The 16,699-nt window shown below is 64.1% G+C and carries 15 protein-coding genes; 10 read left to right on the top strand and 5 right to left on the bottom strand.

The genetic code is table 11. From position 1 onward, the window contains the following. The first annotated feature begins 32 nt into the window (after positions 1-32). On the top strand, positions 33-476 hold the full coding sequence (locus IRZ56_RS05435) for a response regulator (RefSeq protein WP_196143985.1): 444 nt from the start codon (positions 33-35) through the stop codon (positions 474-476). 86 nt (positions 477-562) lie between these two features. On the opposite strand, the gene IRZ56_RS05440 is transcribed toward IRZ56_RS05435, so the two are convergent. Next, positions 563-2,740 carry a malate synthase G gene (locus tag IRZ56_RS05440; RefSeq protein WP_196143986.1) on the bottom strand — a complete coding sequence of 726 codons (2,178 nt, stop codon included), beginning with the start codon at positions 2,738-2,740 and terminating at the stop codon, positions 563-565. 463 nt (positions 2,741-3,203) lie between these two features. On the opposite strand from IRZ56_RS05440, the gene IRZ56_RS05445 reads away from it, so the two are divergent. After that, positions 3,204-3,722 carry a glycine cleavage system protein R gene (locus tag IRZ56_RS05445; protein WP_196143987.1) on the top strand — a complete coding sequence of 173 codons (519 nt, stop codon included), beginning with the start codon at positions 3,204-3,206 and terminating at the stop codon, positions 3,720-3,722. Between the two features lie 427 nt (positions 3,723-4,149). Here the strand turns inward: IRZ56_RS05445 and rarD are convergent, their stop codons facing one another. The 4 genes from rarD to IRZ56_RS05465 all read right to left on the bottom strand — a co-directional run bounded on the left by rarD (position 4,150) and on the right by IRZ56_RS05465 (position 7,896). Next, entirely contained in the window at positions 4,150-5,037 is an 888-nt protein-coding gene (gene rarD / locus IRZ56_RS05450) for an EamA family transporter RarD (RefSeq protein ID WP_196143988.1), read from the bottom strand. Between the two features lie 63 nt (positions 5,038-5,100). Further along, the gene (locus IRZ56_RS05455) at positions 5,101-6,075 is read right to left on the bottom strand and encodes a serine/threonine protein kinase (protein ID WP_196143989.1); all 975 of its coding nucleotides are present in this window, start codon (positions 6,073-6,075) and stop codon (positions 5,101-5,103) included. A gap of 123 nt (positions 6,076-6,198) precedes the next feature. Beyond that, the gene (locus IRZ56_RS05460) at positions 6,199-6,963 is read right to left on the bottom strand and encodes a TOBE domain-containing protein (protein ID WP_196143990.1); all 765 of its coding nucleotides are present in this window, start codon (positions 6,961-6,963) and stop codon (positions 6,199-6,201) included. 195 nt (positions 6,964-7,158) lie between these two features. Beyond that, positions 7,159-7,896 carry a ComF family protein gene (locus IRZ56_RS05465; protein ID WP_196143991.1) on the bottom strand — a complete coding sequence of 246 codons (738 nt, stop codon included), beginning with the start codon at positions 7,894-7,896 and terminating at the stop codon, positions 7,159-7,161. Positions 7,897-7,985: 89 nt separating this feature from the next. On the opposite strand from IRZ56_RS05465, the gene bioB reads away from it, so the two are divergent. The 8 genes from bioB to IRZ56_RS05505 all read left to right on the top strand — a co-directional run bounded on the left by bioB (position 7,986) and on the right by IRZ56_RS05505 (position 16,595). Beyond that, entirely contained in the window at positions 7,986-9,044 is a 1,059-nt protein-coding gene (gene bioB / locus IRZ56_RS05470; RefSeq protein ID WP_196143992.1) for a biotin synthase BioB, read from the top strand. 2 nt (positions 9,045-9,046) lie between these two features. Further along, entirely contained in the window at positions 9,047-10,219 is a 1,173-nt protein-coding gene (gene bioF / locus IRZ56_RS05475) for an 8-amino-7-oxononanoate synthase (protein WP_196143993.1), read from the top strand. Next, the gene (locus tag IRZ56_RS05480; protein WP_196143994.1) at positions 10,212-10,943 is read left to right on the top strand and encodes an alpha/beta fold hydrolase; all 732 of its coding nucleotides are present in this window, start codon (positions 10,212-10,214) and stop codon (positions 10,941-10,943) included. Before bioF ends, IRZ56_RS05480 begins: the two co-directional genes overlap by 8 nt. Further along, on the top strand, positions 10,936-11,760 hold the full coding sequence (gene bioC, locus IRZ56_RS05485; RefSeq protein WP_196143995.1) for a malonyl-ACP O-methyltransferase BioC: 825 nt from the start codon (positions 10,936-10,938) through the stop codon (positions 11,758-11,760). The genes IRZ56_RS05480 and bioC overlap by 8 nt, the downstream gene beginning before the upstream one ends. 1 nt (position 11,761) lies before the next feature. Then, entirely contained in the window at positions 11,762-12,442 is a 681-nt protein-coding gene (bioD, locus tag IRZ56_RS05490) for a dethiobiotin synthase (RefSeq protein ID WP_196143996.1), read from the top strand. A gap of 146 nt (positions 12,443-12,588) precedes the next feature. Then, a complete protein-coding gene (locus tag IRZ56_RS05495) occupies positions 12,589-12,885 on the top strand; it encodes a pyrroloquinoline quinone biosynthesis protein PqqE (RefSeq protein ID WP_196143997.1) in 297 nt (98 codons plus the stop codon). A gap of 281 nt (positions 12,886-13,166) precedes the next feature. Next, entirely contained in the window at positions 13,167-14,972 is a 1,806-nt protein-coding gene (locus tag IRZ56_RS05500; protein ID WP_196143998.1) for a phenylacyl-CoA dehydrogenase, read from the top strand. A 339-nt stretch (positions 14,973-15,311) separates the two neighbouring features. Continuing rightward, the gene (locus tag IRZ56_RS05505) at positions 15,312-16,595 is read left to right on the top strand and encodes a sensor domain-containing diguanylate cyclase (protein ID WP_196143999.1); all 1,284 of its coding nucleotides are present in this window, start codon (positions 15,312-15,314) and stop codon (positions 16,593-16,595) included. Positions 16,596-16,699 lie beyond the last annotated feature (104 nt).

A 16,699-nucleotide genomic window follows, 5' to 3' on the forward strand; every position in this document is an offset into this window, starting at 1 on the left:
TTTAGTAACGGGATTTTTTTGACGAGAAGACCATGGCCGAGCATGACGAGATTCTCAGTGACGCCGAGCGCGAGGCCTTGGCCAGGGTGAACGCGCCCCCTGCTCCGGCGCAGGTGGTGTTAGTGGTGGATGACGATGCCGCGACCCGTGAGGCCCTGTGCCTCTATCTGAAGGCCAAGGGTTTCGCGTGCCTGACTGCCGATGGCGCGCAGGCGGCGTTGGAGCAGCTCGGGCGTAATCCGGGTATCGGTGTGATGATCACCGATTTACGCATGGGGCCGGAGGATGGCCTTGAGCTGATTCGGCAGGTGCGTGAGTCGGAGCGGGCGGCTCTGTCGATCATCGTGGTGTCGGGCGACACGGATGTGAAGGAGGCCGTGGATGTGATGCACCTGGGCGTGGTGGACTTCCTGCTCAAGCCGGTGGACCTGGGGAAGCTGGTGGCGCTGGTGAGGAAGGAGTTGGGAGGCCAGTGAGAATGGGGCTGCTGTGCAGCCCTTTCGCGGCACGAGGCCGCTCCTACAGAGGTTGAGTGACCCCTGTGGGAGCGGCCCGTTGCCGATTACAGCCCGTTACGCGCCTTGAACTCGCGACGACGGCGGTGCAGCACTGGCTCGGTGTAGCCGTTGGGCTGCTTGGCGCCTTCGATCACCAGCTCGATGGCGGCCTGGAACGCGATGTTGTCATCGAAGTTCGGGGCCATCGGGCGGTACTGGGCGTCGCCGGCGTTCTGCTTGTCCACCACTGCGGCCATGCGCTTGAGGCTTTCGAGCACCTGCTCCTGGGTGACGATGCCATGGCGCAGCCAGTTGGCCAGCAACTGGGCGGAGATGCGCAGGGTGGCACGGTCTTCCATCAGGCCGACGTCATTGATGTCCGGCACTTTGGAGCAACCTACGCCCTGGTCGATCCAGCGGACCACGTAGCCGAGGATGCCCTGGGCGTTGTTGTCCAGCTCGTTGCGAATCTCTTCGGCCGACCAGTTGGTGTCGGTCGCCAGCGGGATGGTCAGGATGTCGTCCACCGAGGCCGGTGCGCGCTTGGCCAGCTCGCGCTGGCGCGCCTGCACGTCGACCTTGTGGTAGTGCAGGGCGTGCAGGGTGGCGGCGGTCGGCGACGGCACCCAGGCGGTGTTGGCGCCGGCCAGCGGGTGGGCGATCTTCTGCTCGAGCATCGCGGCCATCAGGTCAGGCATGGCCCACATGCCCTTGCCGATCTGGGCGCGGCCTTGCAGGCCGGTGGCCAGGCCGATATCGACGTTGTTGTTCTCGTAGGCGCCGATCCACTTCTCGTTCTTCATGGCGCCCTTGCGCACCACGGCGCCGGCTTCCATGGAGGTGTGGATTTCGTCACCGGTACGGTCGAGGAAGCCGGTGTTGATGAACACCACGCGCTCGGCGGCTGCCTTGATGCAGGACTTGAGGTTGACCGTGGTGCGGCGCTCCTCGTCCATGATGCCGACCTTCACGGTGTTGCGTGCCATGCCCAGCAGGTCTTCGACGCGGCTGAAGATCTCGGCGGCGAACGCCACTTCCTCAGGGCCATGCATCTTCGGCTTGACGATGTAGACGCTGCCGGTGCGGGTGTTCTTGCGGGTGGTGTTGCCCTTGAGGTTGTGCAGGGCGATCAGGTTGGTGAACAGGCCGTCCTGGATACCTTCGGGGATTTCATTGCCTTGGGCATCGAGGATCGCCGGGTTGGTCATCAGGTGACCAACGTTGCGCACGAACAGCAGCGAACGACCGTGCAGGGTGACGGTGCCGCCAGCGGCCGCGGTGTACTCGCGGTCAGGGTTCATGGTGCGGGTGAAGGTCTTGCCGCCCTTGGTCACGCTCTCGGACAGGTCGCCTTTCATCAGGCCCAGCCAGTTGCGGTAGACCACGACCTTGTCGTCGGCATCGACGGCGGCGACGGAATCTTCGCAGTCCATGATGGTGGTCAGCGCCGATTCCATCAGGATGTCCTTCACGCCGGCGGCGTCGGTGCTACCGACCGGAGTGCTGGCATCGACCTGGATCTCGAAGTGCAGGCCGTTGTGCTTGAGCAGGACCGAAGTTGGCGCGGCGGCGTCACCACGGTAGCCGATCAGCTGGGCATCGTCGCGCAGGCCGCTGTTGCTGCCACCCTTGAGGGCGACGACCAGCTTGCCGCCTTCGATGCGGTAGCCGGTGGAGTCGACATGGGAGCCGGCCGCCAGCGGCGCGGCTTCGTCGAGGAAGGCGCGGCCGAAGGCGATGACTTTGTCGCCACGGACCTTGTTGAAGCCCTGGCCTTTCTCGGCGCCGCCTTCGTCGCTGATGGCATCGGTGCCGTACAGCGCGTCATACAGCGAGCCCCAGCGGGCGTTGGCGGCGTTCAGGGCGAAGCGGGCGTTCATCACCGGCACCACCAGCTGCGGGCCGGCCATGTGGGCGATCTCTTCGTCCACGTTCTGGGTGGTGGCCTGGAAATCGTCGGCTTGTGGCAGCAGGTAGCCGATTTCCTGGAGGAAGCTCTTGTAGGCTACGGCGTCATGGGCCTGGCCTTTGCGCGCCTGGTGCCAGGCGTCGATCTTGGCTTGCAGTTCGTCGCGCTTGGCGAGCAGGGCTTTGTTCTTTGGAGCGAGGTCGTTGATGATCTTTTCCGCACCCGCCCAGAACTGCTCGGCGACGATGCCGGTCCCTGGAATGGCTTCGTCGTTGACGAAGTCGTACAGGACCTTGGCGACCTGAAGGCCACCGACTTGAACGTATCCAGTCATTGCTTGCCTCACTCTGCTCAGCTATTTCGCTCTTCTGTATTAAGCCTGTAGCGCTTCTCTAAACACGGCACCAGTACTTGCCCTCGTGTACGAGCGCGGCTGGGTGCGGCTCGCCAGACGGGCCGGCGGGCGGGTTGCGTATTTTCACAGGCGCCTTGGCAGACATCCAAACGACGTTTTTGTAGTCCGCGCCGCGGCATACTACATGAAGCAGTAGGCGGGGTGAAATCAGACTAAAAGCGTCGTTGTGCGACCAACAGATCGCATAGGGTCACGCTGGGAGACGTTATGTTCGCAAAAAACAGGTGGATTGTTCCAGATAAATCTTGAAACAGTACACGATTCGTTGTGCGGACCGCCCTGCGGCAGGTTGCCGCGCCTTGCCTATACTGTTGCGATGCCCCCGTATTTCGCCGTGCGCAGCGGCGCCGGCCACTTGACTAGCAGAGCTGAGGAGCGGCCCGTGGACCATCTCGTACTGACAGTGATCGCCCCCGACAAGGCCGGGCAGGTTGAACGCATCGCCCAATGCATTGCCGAGCATAACGGTAACTGGCTGGAGAGTCGCATGTCGCGGATGGCCGGGCAATTCGCCGGTATCCTGCGGGTCGCGGTGCCGGCGGAATCCTACGATGACCTGGTCGAGGCCCTGCACAAGCTGTCCAGCCACGACATTCGCGTACTGATCGCCGAGAGCGGCATCGAGCCGTCCTGCACCTGGAAGCCGATTGCCATGGAGCTGGTGGGCAATGACCGACCGGGTATCGTGCGGGACATCACCCGCTTGCTGGCCGAGCAAGGCGTGAACCTCGAGCGCTTCACCACCGAGGTAAGGCCGGCGCCCATGAGCAGTGAGCCGCTGTTCCACGCCGATGCGTTGCTGGCGCTGCCCCTGACCTTGTCGCTGGATGACCTGCAGCAGCGGTTGGAGAGCCTGGCCGATGACCTGATGGTAGAGCTCAAGCTGCGCCCGGAGGATTGAAGCCTGCACGGTACCTGTAGGAGCGGCCTTGTGCCGCGAAAGCGGGGCGCTGCACGCCCATCGCCGGCAAGCCGGCTCCCACAAGTAACGCGTCAGCCTTGAGGGCATTGTCCCAGTGGGAGCCGGCTTGCCGGCGATGGGCTGTGTAGCAGCCCCAAGTGCAGCCGATAAGGCTTGACTGACCGGCATTAGACAAGGCGCCCCAAGGCTTTCCGGTTATCCCGAATTCTCGGGGACGGCGCTGTGGATAACCTGGGGGCGCTCCTCTCCAGCCCAGGCAGTTCGCAGGCTCCGAAGCTTTGAGCAAAAAATGTCCAGATATCAGGGGCTTGTGCACAAAGCACGGGGACGAGGGTGTGGATAACCTTTGGAGATGTCTCTGCAGGCCGCGTGATACAAAGCCTGCAGAGATTTGATCGTTTTTTGATCAGCTTCGCTTGCGCAAGCTCAACCAGGCATCGACGCTGTAGATGGCCAGCCCCGCCCAGATGAACATGAACGCCAGCAAGGTGCTGGACGACAGCTGCTCACCGAACAGCAACACCGCCTGCAGCAACACCAGGGTGGGCGCCAGGTATTGCAGGAAGCCCAGTGTGGTGTAGGGCAGATGGCGGGCGGCAGCGTTGAAGCACACCAACGGCACCAGGGTGACCGGCCCTGCGGCCATCAGCCAGAGTGCTTCGCTGGTGGTGTAGAAGTCGGCCTGGGCGCTGGTCGCCATAGGGTTCAGCAACAGCCAACCGAGGGCCAGGGGCACCAGCATCCAGGTTTCCACCACCAGCCCTGGCAGCGCAGCCACCGGCGCCTGCTTGCGAATCAGGCCATAGAAGCCGAACGACAGCGCCAGTACCAGCGAGACCCACGGCAGGCTGCCGACCTGCCATACCTGCTGGGCCACGCCCACGGTCGCCAGCCCCACTGCCAGCCACTGCAGGCGGCGCAGGCGCTCGCCGAGCAGCAGCATGCCCAGCAGTACGTTGACCAGTGGGTTGATGTAGTAGCCCAGGCTCGCCTCGAGCATGCGTCCGTTGTTCACCGACCACACGTAGGTCAGCCAGTTGCCGGCGATCAACGCGCCGCTCAGGGCCAGGATAGCCAGGCGGCGCGGGTTGTCGCGCAGTTCGCGCCACCAGCCCGGGTGCTTCCAGACCAGCAGCAGGAGTGAGCCGAACAGCGCCGACCAGAGCACGCGGTGGACAATGATCTCCACCGCCGGAACGCTCTGGATGGCCTTGAAGTATAAGGGGAACAAACCCCAGATGACGTAGGCGCTCAGGCCCAGGATGTACCCGCGACGCGGGTTTGCGGCGTGCATGCAAATTCCTTGCTTAGGTAACTAAATACAGCACGTCTATTGTAGACAGAGCGCCAGGCTCATCTAAAACAATTTCAGCGGCTCTTCATCCAATGCAGCGATCTGCTCGCGCAATGCGAGGATCTGGTCGCCCCAATAACGTGGCTGGCCGAACCACGGGAAGCTCGGCGGGAAGGCCGGGTCGTCCCAGCGCCGGGCCAGCCACGCGCTGTAATGCAGCTGGCGCAGCGCGCGCAGGGGCTCGATCAGTGCCAGCTCGCGTGGGTCGAAGTCATGGAATTCGTTGTAGCCGTCGATCAGCTCGGCCAACTGGCCCATGCGTTCTTCGCGGCTGCCGGCAAGCATCATCCATAGGTCCTGCACCGCCGGGCCCATGCGGCAGTCGTCCAGGTCGACGACATGGAACGTCTCGTCGCGGTACATCAGGTTGCCGGGGTGACAATCGCCGTGTAGGCGGATCACCTGGTGCGGGGTGCGTGCATAGAGGGCTTCGACCCGCTGGAGCATGTCGCGGGCGACGGATTCGAAGGCCGGCAGCAACTCGCGGGGGACGAAATTGCCGCTAAGCAGGGTTTCCAGCGAGGCGTGGCCGAAGTTATCCACCGCCAGTGCCTCGCGGTGTTCGAATGGCCGTGCCGCGCCTACCGCATGCAGGCGGCCGAGCAGTTGGCCGAGGCGGTAGAGTTGGTCGAGGTTGCCGGGTTCCGGCGCATGGCCGCCCCGCCGTGGGAACAGGGTGAAACGAAAGCCTTGGTGTTCGAACAGGCTGCGGCCGTCGTGCTGCAGCGGGGCGACGACCGGGACCTCGCACTCAGCAAGTTCGGCGCTGAAGCGGTGTTCCTCGAGGATGGCGTCGTCGCTCCAGCGGCCGGGGCGGTAGAACTTGGCGATCAGCGGTTGCGATCCTTCGATGCCCACCTGGTAGACGCGGTTCTCGTAGCTGTTGAGCGCCAGCACCCGGGCGTCGCTGAGAAAGCCCAGGCTTTCCACAGCGTCCAGGACCAGGTCAGGAGTGAGAGTATCGAAGGGATGGGACATGGAGGCTCCAGGCACGAGGGTGCGATGGGGGCCATGGTAACGCAGGTTTGGAACGGGCTGGGCGTAGGCATCTTTGCGGGTGAGCCCGCACCTACAGGGATCGCCGTTGGCGAGCCGCTTGGATCACACCGGCACTCCTAGCAATACATAGGAAGGATGGAACTGCGCCCGCACCCGGCTGCCTGGGGTTACCTTGGCCTGTTCCAGCCAACCTACCTCGGCGAACGCGCAGAGCGTCTGCCCATTGCCCAGCACCAACCGCACCTCGCTGGGCCCGTTGTCGTCGGCCAGCACGTCCTCGACCGTGGCCTGTAGGCAGTTGCTGCCCTCGGTGGCCGGGTCGGTCTCACCGAGCACCTGCACCCAGCCGGCCTTGAGCAAGGCCACTACAGGCGTACCCAGCGCCAGCTCCAGCCGCTCGGTGCTGTCGCGGGTGATCAGCGCTTCGATTTCCAGGGCGCCGCCCAGGTCGAGGCTGACCCGATCATGCCGCCCTTCACGGCGCAGCCCGTTGACCTGGCCATGCAGTTGGTTGCGTGCGCTGGTACGCAGCATCAGGCGGCCGAGCAGGTCGAGATCGCTGCTTTCTTCCGCCGCCTCGAAGACCTGCGCTTGCAAGGCCTGCAACCGTTGGTACAGGCGCAATACCCGTTCGCCCTCCGCGGACAACCGCGCCCCACCGCCACCCCGCCCCCCGGTGCTGCGCTCCACCAGAGGTCGGCTGGCCAGGTTGTTGAGCTCATCGATGGCATCCCAGGCAGCTTTATAGCTGATGCCGGCAGCCTTCGCGGCGCGTGTGATCGAGCCCTGTTCGGCAACGTGCTGCAGCAAAGCGATGCGCTGCGGGCGACGGGCGATGTGCTGGGTGAGCAGGGCGGGTAGGGACATGGTGGTGTGTCGGTCGTGGTGTAGAGGCAGTGACGGTGCCGCTCGCTTGCGGGCAAGTCAAGGTTACGCAACCAAGCATGGTAGGTCTCCAGTGGGGATCCCCAACCTTAGGGCAGCGCTGCCCCCCCTGTACGAGCGGGCTTGTCCCGCGATCAAGGGGCGAAGCCCTTGCCATGCAGTTGCGGTTGGCGACACTCAAACCTGCCCCGGCTTGGGCGTTCGCGCCAGGCAATACACATCGACCCGCCGTGCCCCGGCCTTGCGCAGCAATATCGCAATGGCCTGGGCGGTTGCACCGGTGGTCAGCACGTCATCGACAATCGCCAGGTGAAGCCCATCGAGCCGCGCCCCGGGCGCCAGGCCAAAGGCCATTCGCAAGTTACGCTTTCGCGCTCGGGCACCGAGGGTTTGCTGGGCCGGTGTATCGCGAGTGCGTTGCAGCACCGTTTCATTGCACGGGATCGTCAGCTGCTTGGACAGCCACCGGGCAAGCATCTGCGCCTGGTTGAAGCCCCGCTGGCGCAGTCGACGCCCTGTCAGGGGCACGGGCAACAACTGGTCAGGTTTTGCCATGCCCTCCCCATAGCGATGCAGCAGGGCCTGCCCCAGCAGCAAGGCCATTAGCCGGCCCAGCGGCCACTGGCTGCGATGCTTGAACCGGCTGACCAAAGCATCGACCGGAAAGCCGAAGTGCCACGGCGCCACGACCTGCTCGAAGGCCGGCGATACGCGGCTGCATTGGGCGCAGGTCAAGCCGCTCATCGGCAGGGGCAGGGCGCAGCGGGTGCAATGCTCGTCCAGCCAGGGCAGGGCCTGTTCGCAGTGCATGCACAACGGGTAGGGCTGTGCGCTGGTTTCATCGCAGAGCAGACAGAGTTGATCAATATTCGTACACTTGTAAACCAGCTGTTTTAGGAGTGGTTGACAGTACATGGCCCTTCCCTGAGTATGCGGCGTATCCGTGATGCGCTAGCGGGCTTTCCTGTCCCGGCGCCAGTCAAAGCCTAAACAAGGAAACGCCGATGAGCGCCAGCACAACTGCAACAACACGTCACGACTGGACCCTCGCCGAGGTCAAGGCCCTGTTCCAGCAGCCCTTCAACGACCTGCTGTTCCAGGCGCAGACGGTGCATCGCGCGCATTTCGACCCCAACCGCGTGCAGGTTTCCACCTTGCTGTCGATCAAGACCGGCGCCTGCCCGGAAGATTGCAAATATTGTCCGCAGTCCGGCCACTACAACACCGGGCTGGAAAAGCAGAAGCTGATGGAAGTACAGAAGGTCCTGGAAGAAGCCGCCCGCGCCAAGGCCATCGGTTCCACTCGCTTCTGCATGGGCGCTGCCTGGAAGCACCCGTCGGCCAAGGACATGCCCTACGTGCTGGAGATGGTCAAAGGGGTCAAGGCCATGGGCCTGGAAACCTGCATGACCCTCGGCAAGCTGGACCAAGAGCAGACCAAGGCCCTGGCAGAGGCCGGGTTGGACTACTACAACCACAACCTCGACACCTCGCCGGAGTTCTACGGCAGCATCATCACCACCCGCACCTATAGCGAGCGCCTGCAGACCCTGGCCTACGTGCGCGACGCCGGGATGAAGATCTGCTCCGGCGGTATCCTCGGCATGGGCGAGTCGCTCGATGACCGTGCAGGCCTGTTGATCCAGTTGGCCAACCTGCCGGAGCACCCAGAGTCGGTACCGATCAACATGTTGGTCAAGGTCGCCGGCACGCCGTTGGCCGACGAGGAAGATGTCGACCCGTTCGACTTCATCCGCATGCTGGCGGTGGCACGTATCCTGATGCCCAAATCCCACGTGCGCCTCTCCGCCGGCCGCGAGCAGATGAACGAACAGATGCAGGCCCTGGCCTTCATGGCTGGTGCCAACTCGATCTTCTACGGCGAGAAACTGCTGACCACGGCCAACCCCCAGGCTGACAAGGACATGCAGCTGTTCGCCCGCCTTGGCATCCAGCCGGAGGCCCGTGAAGAGCACGCTGACGAAGTGCACCAGGCGGCCATCGAGCAGGCGCTGGTCGAGCAACGCAGCAGCGAGCTGTTCTACGATGCTGCCTCGGCCTGAGCATGGCCTTTGACCTGACGGCCCGCCTGGCCGAACGGCGCGCCGCGGACCTGTACCGGCAGCGGCCGCTACTGGAAACCCCACAGGGCCCGGAGGTGGTGGTCGACGGCCAGGCGCTGCTGGCCTTCTGCAGCAACGACTACCTGGGCCTGGCCAACCACCCCGAGGTGGTCGCCGCCTGGCGCGCTGGCGCCGAACGCTGGGGCGTTGGCGGCGGCGCTTCGCACCTGGTGATCGGCCACAGCACTGCGCACCATGCCGTGGAAGAAGCCCTGGCCGAGTTGACCGGGCGTCCGCGCGCGCTGCTGTTTTCCACAGGCTATATGGCCAACCTCGGCGCCATCACGGCGTTGGTCGGGCAGGGCGATACCGTGTTGCAAGACCGTCTCAACCATGCCTCGCTGCTCGATGGCGGTTTGCTCAGTGGTGCGCGCTTCAGTCGCTACCTGCACAACGACCCGGCCAGCCTGGCCAGCCGCCTGGCCAAGGCCACCGGCAATACGCTGGTGGTCACCGATGGCGTGTTCAGCATGGATGGTGACCTGGCCGACCTGCCGGCGTTGGCGCAAGCTGCGCGCACGCGCGATGCCTGGCTGATGGTCGATGACGCCCATGGCCTGGGTACGCTCGGAGCCAATGGTGGCGGTATCGTCGAGCACTTCGGCCTGGGCGTGGAAGACGTACCCGTATTGATCGGCACCCTTGGCAAGGCCTGCGGCACTGCAGGTGCCTTCGTCGCCGGTAGCGAAGAGCTGATCGAGGCGTTGGTACAGTTCGCCAGGCCCTACATCTATACCACCAGCCAGCCGCCAGCGCTGGCCTGCGCCACGCTCAAGAGCCTGGAGCTGTTGCGCCGCGAGCGCTGGCGCCGCGAACACCTCGAGGCGCTGATCCGCCAGTTCCGTCGGGGCGCTGCGCAGATCGGCCTGGAACTGATGGACAGCCCGACCGCGATCCAACCGATCCTGATCGGCGACAGCGCGCGCGCCCTGCAACTGTCACGCATGCTGCGCGAGCGGGGCCTGCTGGTCACGGCCATCCGCCCGCCAACCGTGCCTGCCGGCAGCGCGCGTTTGCGCGTAACCCTGAGTGCGGCGCACAGCGAGGCCCAGGTCCAGCTATTGTTGAATGCATTGGCCGAGTGTTACCCCTTGCTGGAGTCCGCCGATGCGTAACCGATTGATCCTTCTGCCGGGCTGGGGCCTGGGAACTGCTTCGCTGGAACCACTGGCCGCGAGCCTGCGCGCACAGGACCCGCGCCTGCAGGTCGAACTCAGGCCATTGCCGGAGCTCGCCGACGGCGATGTCCAGGCCTGGCTCGAGCGCCTCGACCGCACGCTGCCCACCGACAGCTGGCTGGGCGGCTGGTCGTTCGGCGGCATGCTTGCCAGCGCACTGGCGCACAAGCGCGGCGACCATTGCTGTGGCCTGCTGACGTTGGCCAGCAACCCCAGTTTCGTGCAGCGTCCGGATTGGCCCCATGGCATGGCAGTGGACACCTTCGGCACCTTTCTCGACGGTTGTCGCAGCCACCCTCAGGTGACCCTCAAGCGCTTTCGCACCCTGTGCAGCGAAGGCGCACAAATGCCGCGTACCTTGTTGCGGCAACTGGGCGTCGGCGTGCCCGACACCGACCCGTTGTACCTGGCCACAGGCCTCGAAGTCCTGGCCAAGCTCGATACTCGCAATGCCCTGGAGCAATACGGTGGGCCTCAGCTGCATCTGTTCGCCGGCAGCGACGCGCTGGTACCGGCGCAAGCAGCCAAGGCCCTGAGCGAACTGCTGCCGGACGTGGAAGTCGGCCTGGTCGAAGACAGTTCCCACGCGTTCCTGCTGGAATACCCGCAGGAGCTGGCGGCGGGCATCAAGAGTTTCCTGCATGAGAGTGGCGATGACTGACCTTTCCCGTCCGACCCTGCCCGGCACGTTGCCGGACAAGCGCCAGGTGGCGGCCTCGTTTTCCCGCGCCGCGGCCAGCTATGACAGCGTGGCGGCCCTGCAGCGTGCGGTGGGCATGGCCCTGTTCGAGCAGTTGCCGACAGGCCTGCAAGCTGAGCGCTGGCTTGACCTGGGCAGTGGCACAGGGCACTTCAGCCGGGCACTGGCCGAGCGATTCAAGGGGAGCGCCGGCGTAGCGGTGGACATCGCCGAAGGCATGCTGCGCCATGCCCGCGAACACGGTGGCGCGCGCCACCATGTGGCCGGCGATGCCGAGCGGCTGCCGCTGCGCGATGACAGTGTCGACCTGGTGTTCTCCAGCCTGGCGGTGCAATGGTGCAGCCAGTTCGCCAGCGTGCTGGGTGAGGCATGGCGCGTGCTGCGGCCAGGCGGTGTGCTGGCTTTCAGCAGCCTGTGTGTCGGCACGCTCGAAGAGTTGCGCGCCAGTTGGCAGGCGGTGGATGGGCTGGTGCACGTCAACCGCTTCCGGCGCTTCGAAGACTACCAGCGGCTGTGCGGCGAGAGCAGGTTGCAGGTGCTTGGCCTGCAGCGGCGCCCCCATGTGCTGTATTACCCCGATGTGCGCAGCCTGACCCATGAGCTCAAAGCCCTCGGCGCGCACAACCTCAACCCAGGGCGGCCATCCGGGCTGACCGGGCGCGCGCGCATGCAAGGCTTGTTGCAGGCCTATGAAGGCTTCCGCCAGCCGCAGGGCCTGCCGGCCACCTACCAGGTGGTGTATGGCATCTTGCGCAAACCGCTCGCAGGCGAGGTGTGACATGGGCCAGGCTTATTTCATCGCCGGTACCGACACCGACGTCGGCAAGACCACCATCGCCGCCGGGTTGCTACACGCGGCGCTGTCCCAGGGGCTGAGCACGCTGGGGGCCAAGCCGGTCGCCTCGGGTTGCACGATGACGGCCAAGGGGCTGCGCAATGCCGATGCCCTGGCGCTGATCGACCAGAGCTCGGTGAAATTGCCCTACGAGCAGGTCAACCCGTTCGCCTTCGAGCCGGCCATCGCTCCCCATGTGGCGGCCCGAGAGGCGGGCGTGAGCCTGCAGGTCTCGACGTTGCTGGGCGCCATGCGCCATGTGCTGGACCAAGGCGCGGATTTCACCTTGGTGGAGGGCGCCGGTGGCTGGCGGGTGCCGTTGTCCGGCCATGCCAATCTGTCGGACCTGGCCATTGCCTTGAAGCTGCCGGTGATTCTGGTGGTGGGCGTACGCCTGGGTTGCATCAACCATGCCCTGCTCAGCGCCGAGGCGATCGCCCGCGATGGGCTGCAGCTGGCCGGTTGGGTGGCCAATATCGTCGACCCGCGGACCTCGCGCCTGGAGGAGAACCTCGCCAGCCTGGCCGAGCGCCTGCCGGCGCCCTGTCTGGGTAGGGTACCGCGGCTCAAGCAGGCCACGGCCGAGGCGGTGGCGGAGCACTTGCAGCTGGATTTGCTGGATTAGGGCTACATTCTGCGATGGGCGTATGACGCGCCGATGGCCACAAGCTATTGAGTGGCATAAGGCCATTGGCGATTTAAACGGGCCTTTTGCTGCAGTGGCTGCTTTAATGAAGCCTGCTCTTCATCCTGACTTTTTGGAGCCCTGGCATGGAAATCACCGGTAGCACTGCCTATCACGCAGGTCTTGGCGCCATCCAGGCCGGGCAGCACCGTGTCGACCAGGCCGCCAGTCAAATCGCCAACGGCACCGTCGAGCGTGCCGCTACCAGCCAGTCCAGCGACTACCAGGCCGAGCGCCTGCGGGCAGTCGACCGCAGTCAGCAGATGGACCTGGCGACCAGCAATGTCGAGATGGCCCTAGGCAAGCATCAGGTCGAGCTGGGCGTGAAAGTCGCCAAAGCTTCGGACGAAATGCTCGGGCAGTTCATCGATACCTACGCCTGAAATCTCTGCGGTAGGGTGAAGGCGTCCTTCATAAGAGCTTCGGTGTTCGTGAGATCGCGCGCCGCCCGCGCGGCGCTCGATCTCACAGGCACCACCCATCCCAACCCCTACGACACCAATGGCGGTTATGCCATGTTTCGCGGCAAAAATGACACCATAGTCCCTCCTTGACATTGGCCTGAGCTAAACGTAAGTTTCAAACAACTGTTTGACGCAAAGCCGCCAAGAGCTGGTCGGTGCCCGCGGTCTTTCCACCGGACTCATCACAGAGGTTCATCGCTATGCCTGATTACAAAGCCCCCTTGCGTGATATTCGCTTCGTTCGCGACGAGCTGCTCGGCTACGAGGCGCACTATCAGAGCCTGCCGGGTTGCCAGGACGCCACGCCTGACATGGTCGACGCGATCCTCGAGGAAGGCGCGAAGTTCTGTGAACAGGTACTGGCCCCGCTGAACCGTGTCGGCGACCAGGAAGGCTGCACCTGGAGCGAGTCGGGCGTGAAGACCCCGACCGGTTTCAAGGAAGCCTACGAGCAGTTCGTCGAAGGTGGCTGGCCGAGCCTGGCCCATGATGTCGAGCACGGCGGCCAGGGCCTGCCAGAGTCGCTGGGCTTGGCCCTGAGCGAAATGGTCGGCGAAGCGAACTGGTCGTGGGGCATGTACCCAGGCCTGTCCCATGGCGCGATGAACACCATTTCGGCCCACGGTACGCCCGAGCAGCAGCACACCTACCTGACCAAGCTGGTATCCGGCGAATGGACCGGCACCATGTGCCTGACCGAACCGCATTGCGGTACCGATCTGGGCATGCTGCGCACCAAGGCCGAGCCACAGGCCGACGGCAGCTACAAAGTGTCGGGCACCAAGATCTTCATTTCTGCCGGCGAGCACGACATGGCCGCCAACATCGTCCATATCGTCCTGGCCCGCCTGCCGGATGCACCGGCTGGCACCAAGGGTATCTCGCTGTTCATCGTGCCGAAGTTCCTGCCCAACGCCGAAGGCGGCGTAGGCGAGCGTAATGGCGTGAGCTGCGGCTCCATCGAACACAAGATGGGCATCCACGGCAACGCCACCTGCGTGATGAACTTCGACGGCGCCACCGGCTACCTGATCGGCCCGGCCAACAAGGGCCTGAACTGCATGTTCACCTTCATGAACACCGCTCGCCTGGGTACCGCGCTGCAGGGCTTGGCCCACGCCGAAGTCGCCTTCCAGGGTGGCCTGAAGTACGCCCGTGAGCGCCTGCAGATGCGCTCCCTGACTGGCCCGAAAGCACCGGACAAGGCCGCTGACCCGATCATCGTCCATCCGGACGTGCGTCGCATGCTGCTGACCATGAAGGCCTTCGCCGAAGGTAACCGCGCGATGGTGTACTTCACCGCCAAGCAGGTGGACATCGTCAAGTACAGCCAGGACGAAGAAGAGCGCAAGAAGGCCGACGCCCTGCTGGCGTTCCTGACCCCGATCGCCAAGGCGTTCATGACCGAAGTCGGTTTCGAAGCGGCCAACCACGGCGTACAGATCTACGGCGGTCACGGCTTCATCGCCGAGTGGGGCATGGAGCAGAACGTGCGCGACAGCCGTATTTCCATGCTGTACGAAGGTACCACCGGCATTCAGGCCCTGGACCTGCTCGGCCGCAAGGTGCTGATGACCCAGGGCGAGGCGCTCAAGGGCTTCACCAAGATCGTCCACAAGTTCTGCCAGGCCCAAGAAGGCAACGAAGCCGTGCAGGAGTTCGTCACGCCGCTGGCCGCCCTGAACAAGGAGTGGGGCGAGCTGACCATGAAGATCGGCATGGCGGCGATGAAAGACCGTGAGGAAGTCGGTGCCGCTTCGGTGGATTACCTGATGTACTCCGGCTACGCCTGCCTGGCCTACTTCTGGGCCGATATCGCCCGCCTGGCTGCGGAAAAATTGGCCGCCGGTACCAACGAAGAAGCGTTCTACACTGCCAAGCTGCAGACCGCGCGCTTCTACTTCCAGCGCATCCTGCCGCGCACCCGCGCCCATGTGGCCGCGATCCTGTCCGGTGCCGACAACCTGATGGCGATGAAGGAAGAAGACTTCGGCCTGTCCTGCTAAACCGCCCGGCTGTACAAGAAACCGCCTGCCCTCATCGGCAGGCGGTTTTTTTGTGGGAGAAAAGCCAGCCCTGCGAACTGTGCTGCCCTCCCCCTGTAGGAGCGGGCTTGTCCCGCGATTAGGCCGGGCCCGATATCACCGTCGCCTGGCAAGGGCTTCGCCCTTGATCGCGGGACGAGCCCGCTCCTCCAGGGGAGACGCAAAACCAAATGGTGGTTCTGGGGCGAGTTGGCCCGCCCGTCGGCTCCTTGCCGATGCGCATATTCATCTATTCATGTGCGCTGCCGATGAACTAAAGGCACAATGCCATTATTGATCTGCCGGGTCGGAGATTGCCTTTTGTTTCGTCTATCCGCTGTACGCGCGAGCCACTTCCTGCCCTCGTTGTTTCTGTTGCTGGGGGGATTGGCAGCGGCCTATGTGAAGGACCTCAATGTGTTCTTCACGTCACTGTTCAACGTCCTGCCTACCCTGGTGCTATTGCTGGGCGGTGCCTATTGCACGGTATATCGAAGGCAGCGCGAGCTGTTTTTAATGGTCACCGTGTATATCGCCTATTTCCTGCTCGATACACAGACCGACTTCTACCGCGATAACGGCAAGGTGCGCGAGGACGCGGCGGTGGTGTTCCACATGGTCTGCCTGCTGCTGCCCGCATTGTTCGGCCTGTACGCGGCCTGGCAGGAGCGCACCCACCTGGCCCAGGACCTGTTGGCGCGTTTCGCGGTCCTGTTCGCGGTGGGCAGCGTGGCGCTGGCGCTGGAGCAGAGCTACCCAGATGCTCTGCTGGGGTGGCTGGCCGAGATTCGCTGGCCTTCGCTGCATGGGCAATGGATGAGCCTTGTCCAATTGGCGTACCCGGTATTCCTGGGCATGTTCATTCTCCTGGTGGTGCAGTACCTGCGCCAGCCGAGGCCGTTGCATGCGGCGCAGATCATCGGCCTGCTGGGCATCTTCTGGATGCTGCCCAAGACCTTCATTCTGCCGTTCACCCTCAACATCATGTGCAGCCAGGTGATGTTGATGATCGCCGCAGCGGTGTCCCACGAGGCCTACCAGATGGCGTTTCGCGATGAGCTGACGGGCCTGCCGGGCCGTCGCGCGCTGAACGAGCGCCTGCAGCGGCTGGGGCGCAACTATGTGATTGCCATGACCGACGTGGACCACTTCAAGAAATTCAACGACACCCATGGGCACGATGTTGGTGACCAGGTGCTTCGTCTGGTGGCCAGCCGGCTGGGCAGGGTGACCGGGGGTGGGCGTGCCTATCGCTACGGTGGTGAGGAATTCGCCCTGGTGTTCGCCGGCAAGACCGCCGAAGAATGCACGCCGCACTTGGAGGCCGTGCGCGAGATGATCGCCAACTATGCCATCCAGCTGCGTGACCGAAGCAACCGCCCACAAGACGACTCGGCAGGAAGGCAGCGCCGTGCCGGGGCGTCGGGCAATACGGTTTCGGTGACCATCAGTATCGGCGTCGCCGAGCGCCAGATGGCCCATCGCACGCCGGACGATGTGCTCAAGTCTGCCGACCAGGCGCTCTACAGCGCCAAGGGCGCGGGACGTAACTGTGTCGTGGTGTTCGGCGAGCATTCCAGGCGTGGTGCGGTACGTACGGCGTGACCAGGATTGACTGATTGGTCGCGTGATGACCCTATGTCTCACAAGCGTTGTTCGGGTACACTCGTTTTCATCTAGTGCTGCGGTCCTGCCGGATCGCCCCGACC

The sequence above is a fragment of the Pseudomonas guariconensis genome (assembly GCF_015680235.1).
Taxonomy (GTDB): Bacteria; Pseudomonadota; Gammaproteobacteria; order Pseudomonadales; family Pseudomonadaceae; genus Aquipseudomonas; species Aquipseudomonas guariconensis_A.

Bases quoted from the DNA above. Each gene is read 5' to 3' on its own strand.
- bioD (WP_196143996.1), top strand. From the start codon at position 11,762: ATGGGCCAGGCTTATTTCATCGCCGGTACCGACACCGACGTCGGCAAG.
- IRZ56_RS05480 (WP_196143994.1), top strand. From the start codon at position 10,212: ATGCGTAACCGATTGATCCTTCTGCCGGGCTGGGGCCTGGGAACTGCT.
- IRZ56_RS05440 (WP_196143986.1), bottom strand. From the start codon at position 2,740: ATGACTGGATACGTTCAAGTCGGTGGCCTTCAGGTCGCCAAGGTCCTG.
- bioF (WP_196143993.1), top strand. From the start codon at position 9,047: ATGGCCTTTGACCTGACGGCCCGCCTGGCCGAACGGCGCGCCGCGGAC.
- IRZ56_RS05460 (WP_196143990.1), bottom strand. From the start codon at position 6,963: ATGTCCCTACCCGCCCTGCTCACCCAGCACATCGCCCGTCGCCCGCAG.
- IRZ56_RS05500 (WP_196143998.1), top strand. From the start codon at position 13,167: ATGCCTGATTACAAAGCCCCCTTGCGTGATATTCGCTTCGTTCGCGAC.
- IRZ56_RS05455 (WP_196143989.1), bottom strand. From the start codon at position 6,075: ATGTCCCATCCCTTCGATACTCTCACTCCTGACCTGGTCCTGGACGCT.
- IRZ56_RS05465 (WP_196143991.1), bottom strand. From the start codon at position 7,896: ATGTACTGTCAACCACTCCTAAAACAGCTGGTTTACAAGTGTACGAAT.
- rarD (WP_196143988.1), bottom strand. From the start codon at position 5,037: ATGCACGCCGCAAACCCGCGTCGCGGGTACATCCTGGGCCTGAGCGCC.
- IRZ56_RS05435 (WP_196143985.1), top strand. From the start codon at position 33: ATGGCCGAGCATGACGAGATTCTCAGTGACGCCGAGCGCGAGGCCTTG.
- bioB (WP_196143992.1), top strand. From the start codon at position 7,986: ATGAGCGCCAGCACAACTGCAACAACACGTCACGACTGGACCCTCGCC.
- IRZ56_RS05495 (WP_196143997.1), top strand. From the start codon at position 12,589: ATGGAAATCACCGGTAGCACTGCCTATCACGCAGGTCTTGGCGCCATC.
- bioC (WP_196143995.1), top strand. From the start codon at position 10,936: ATGACTGACCTTTCCCGTCCGACCCTGCCCGGCACGTTGCCGGACAAG.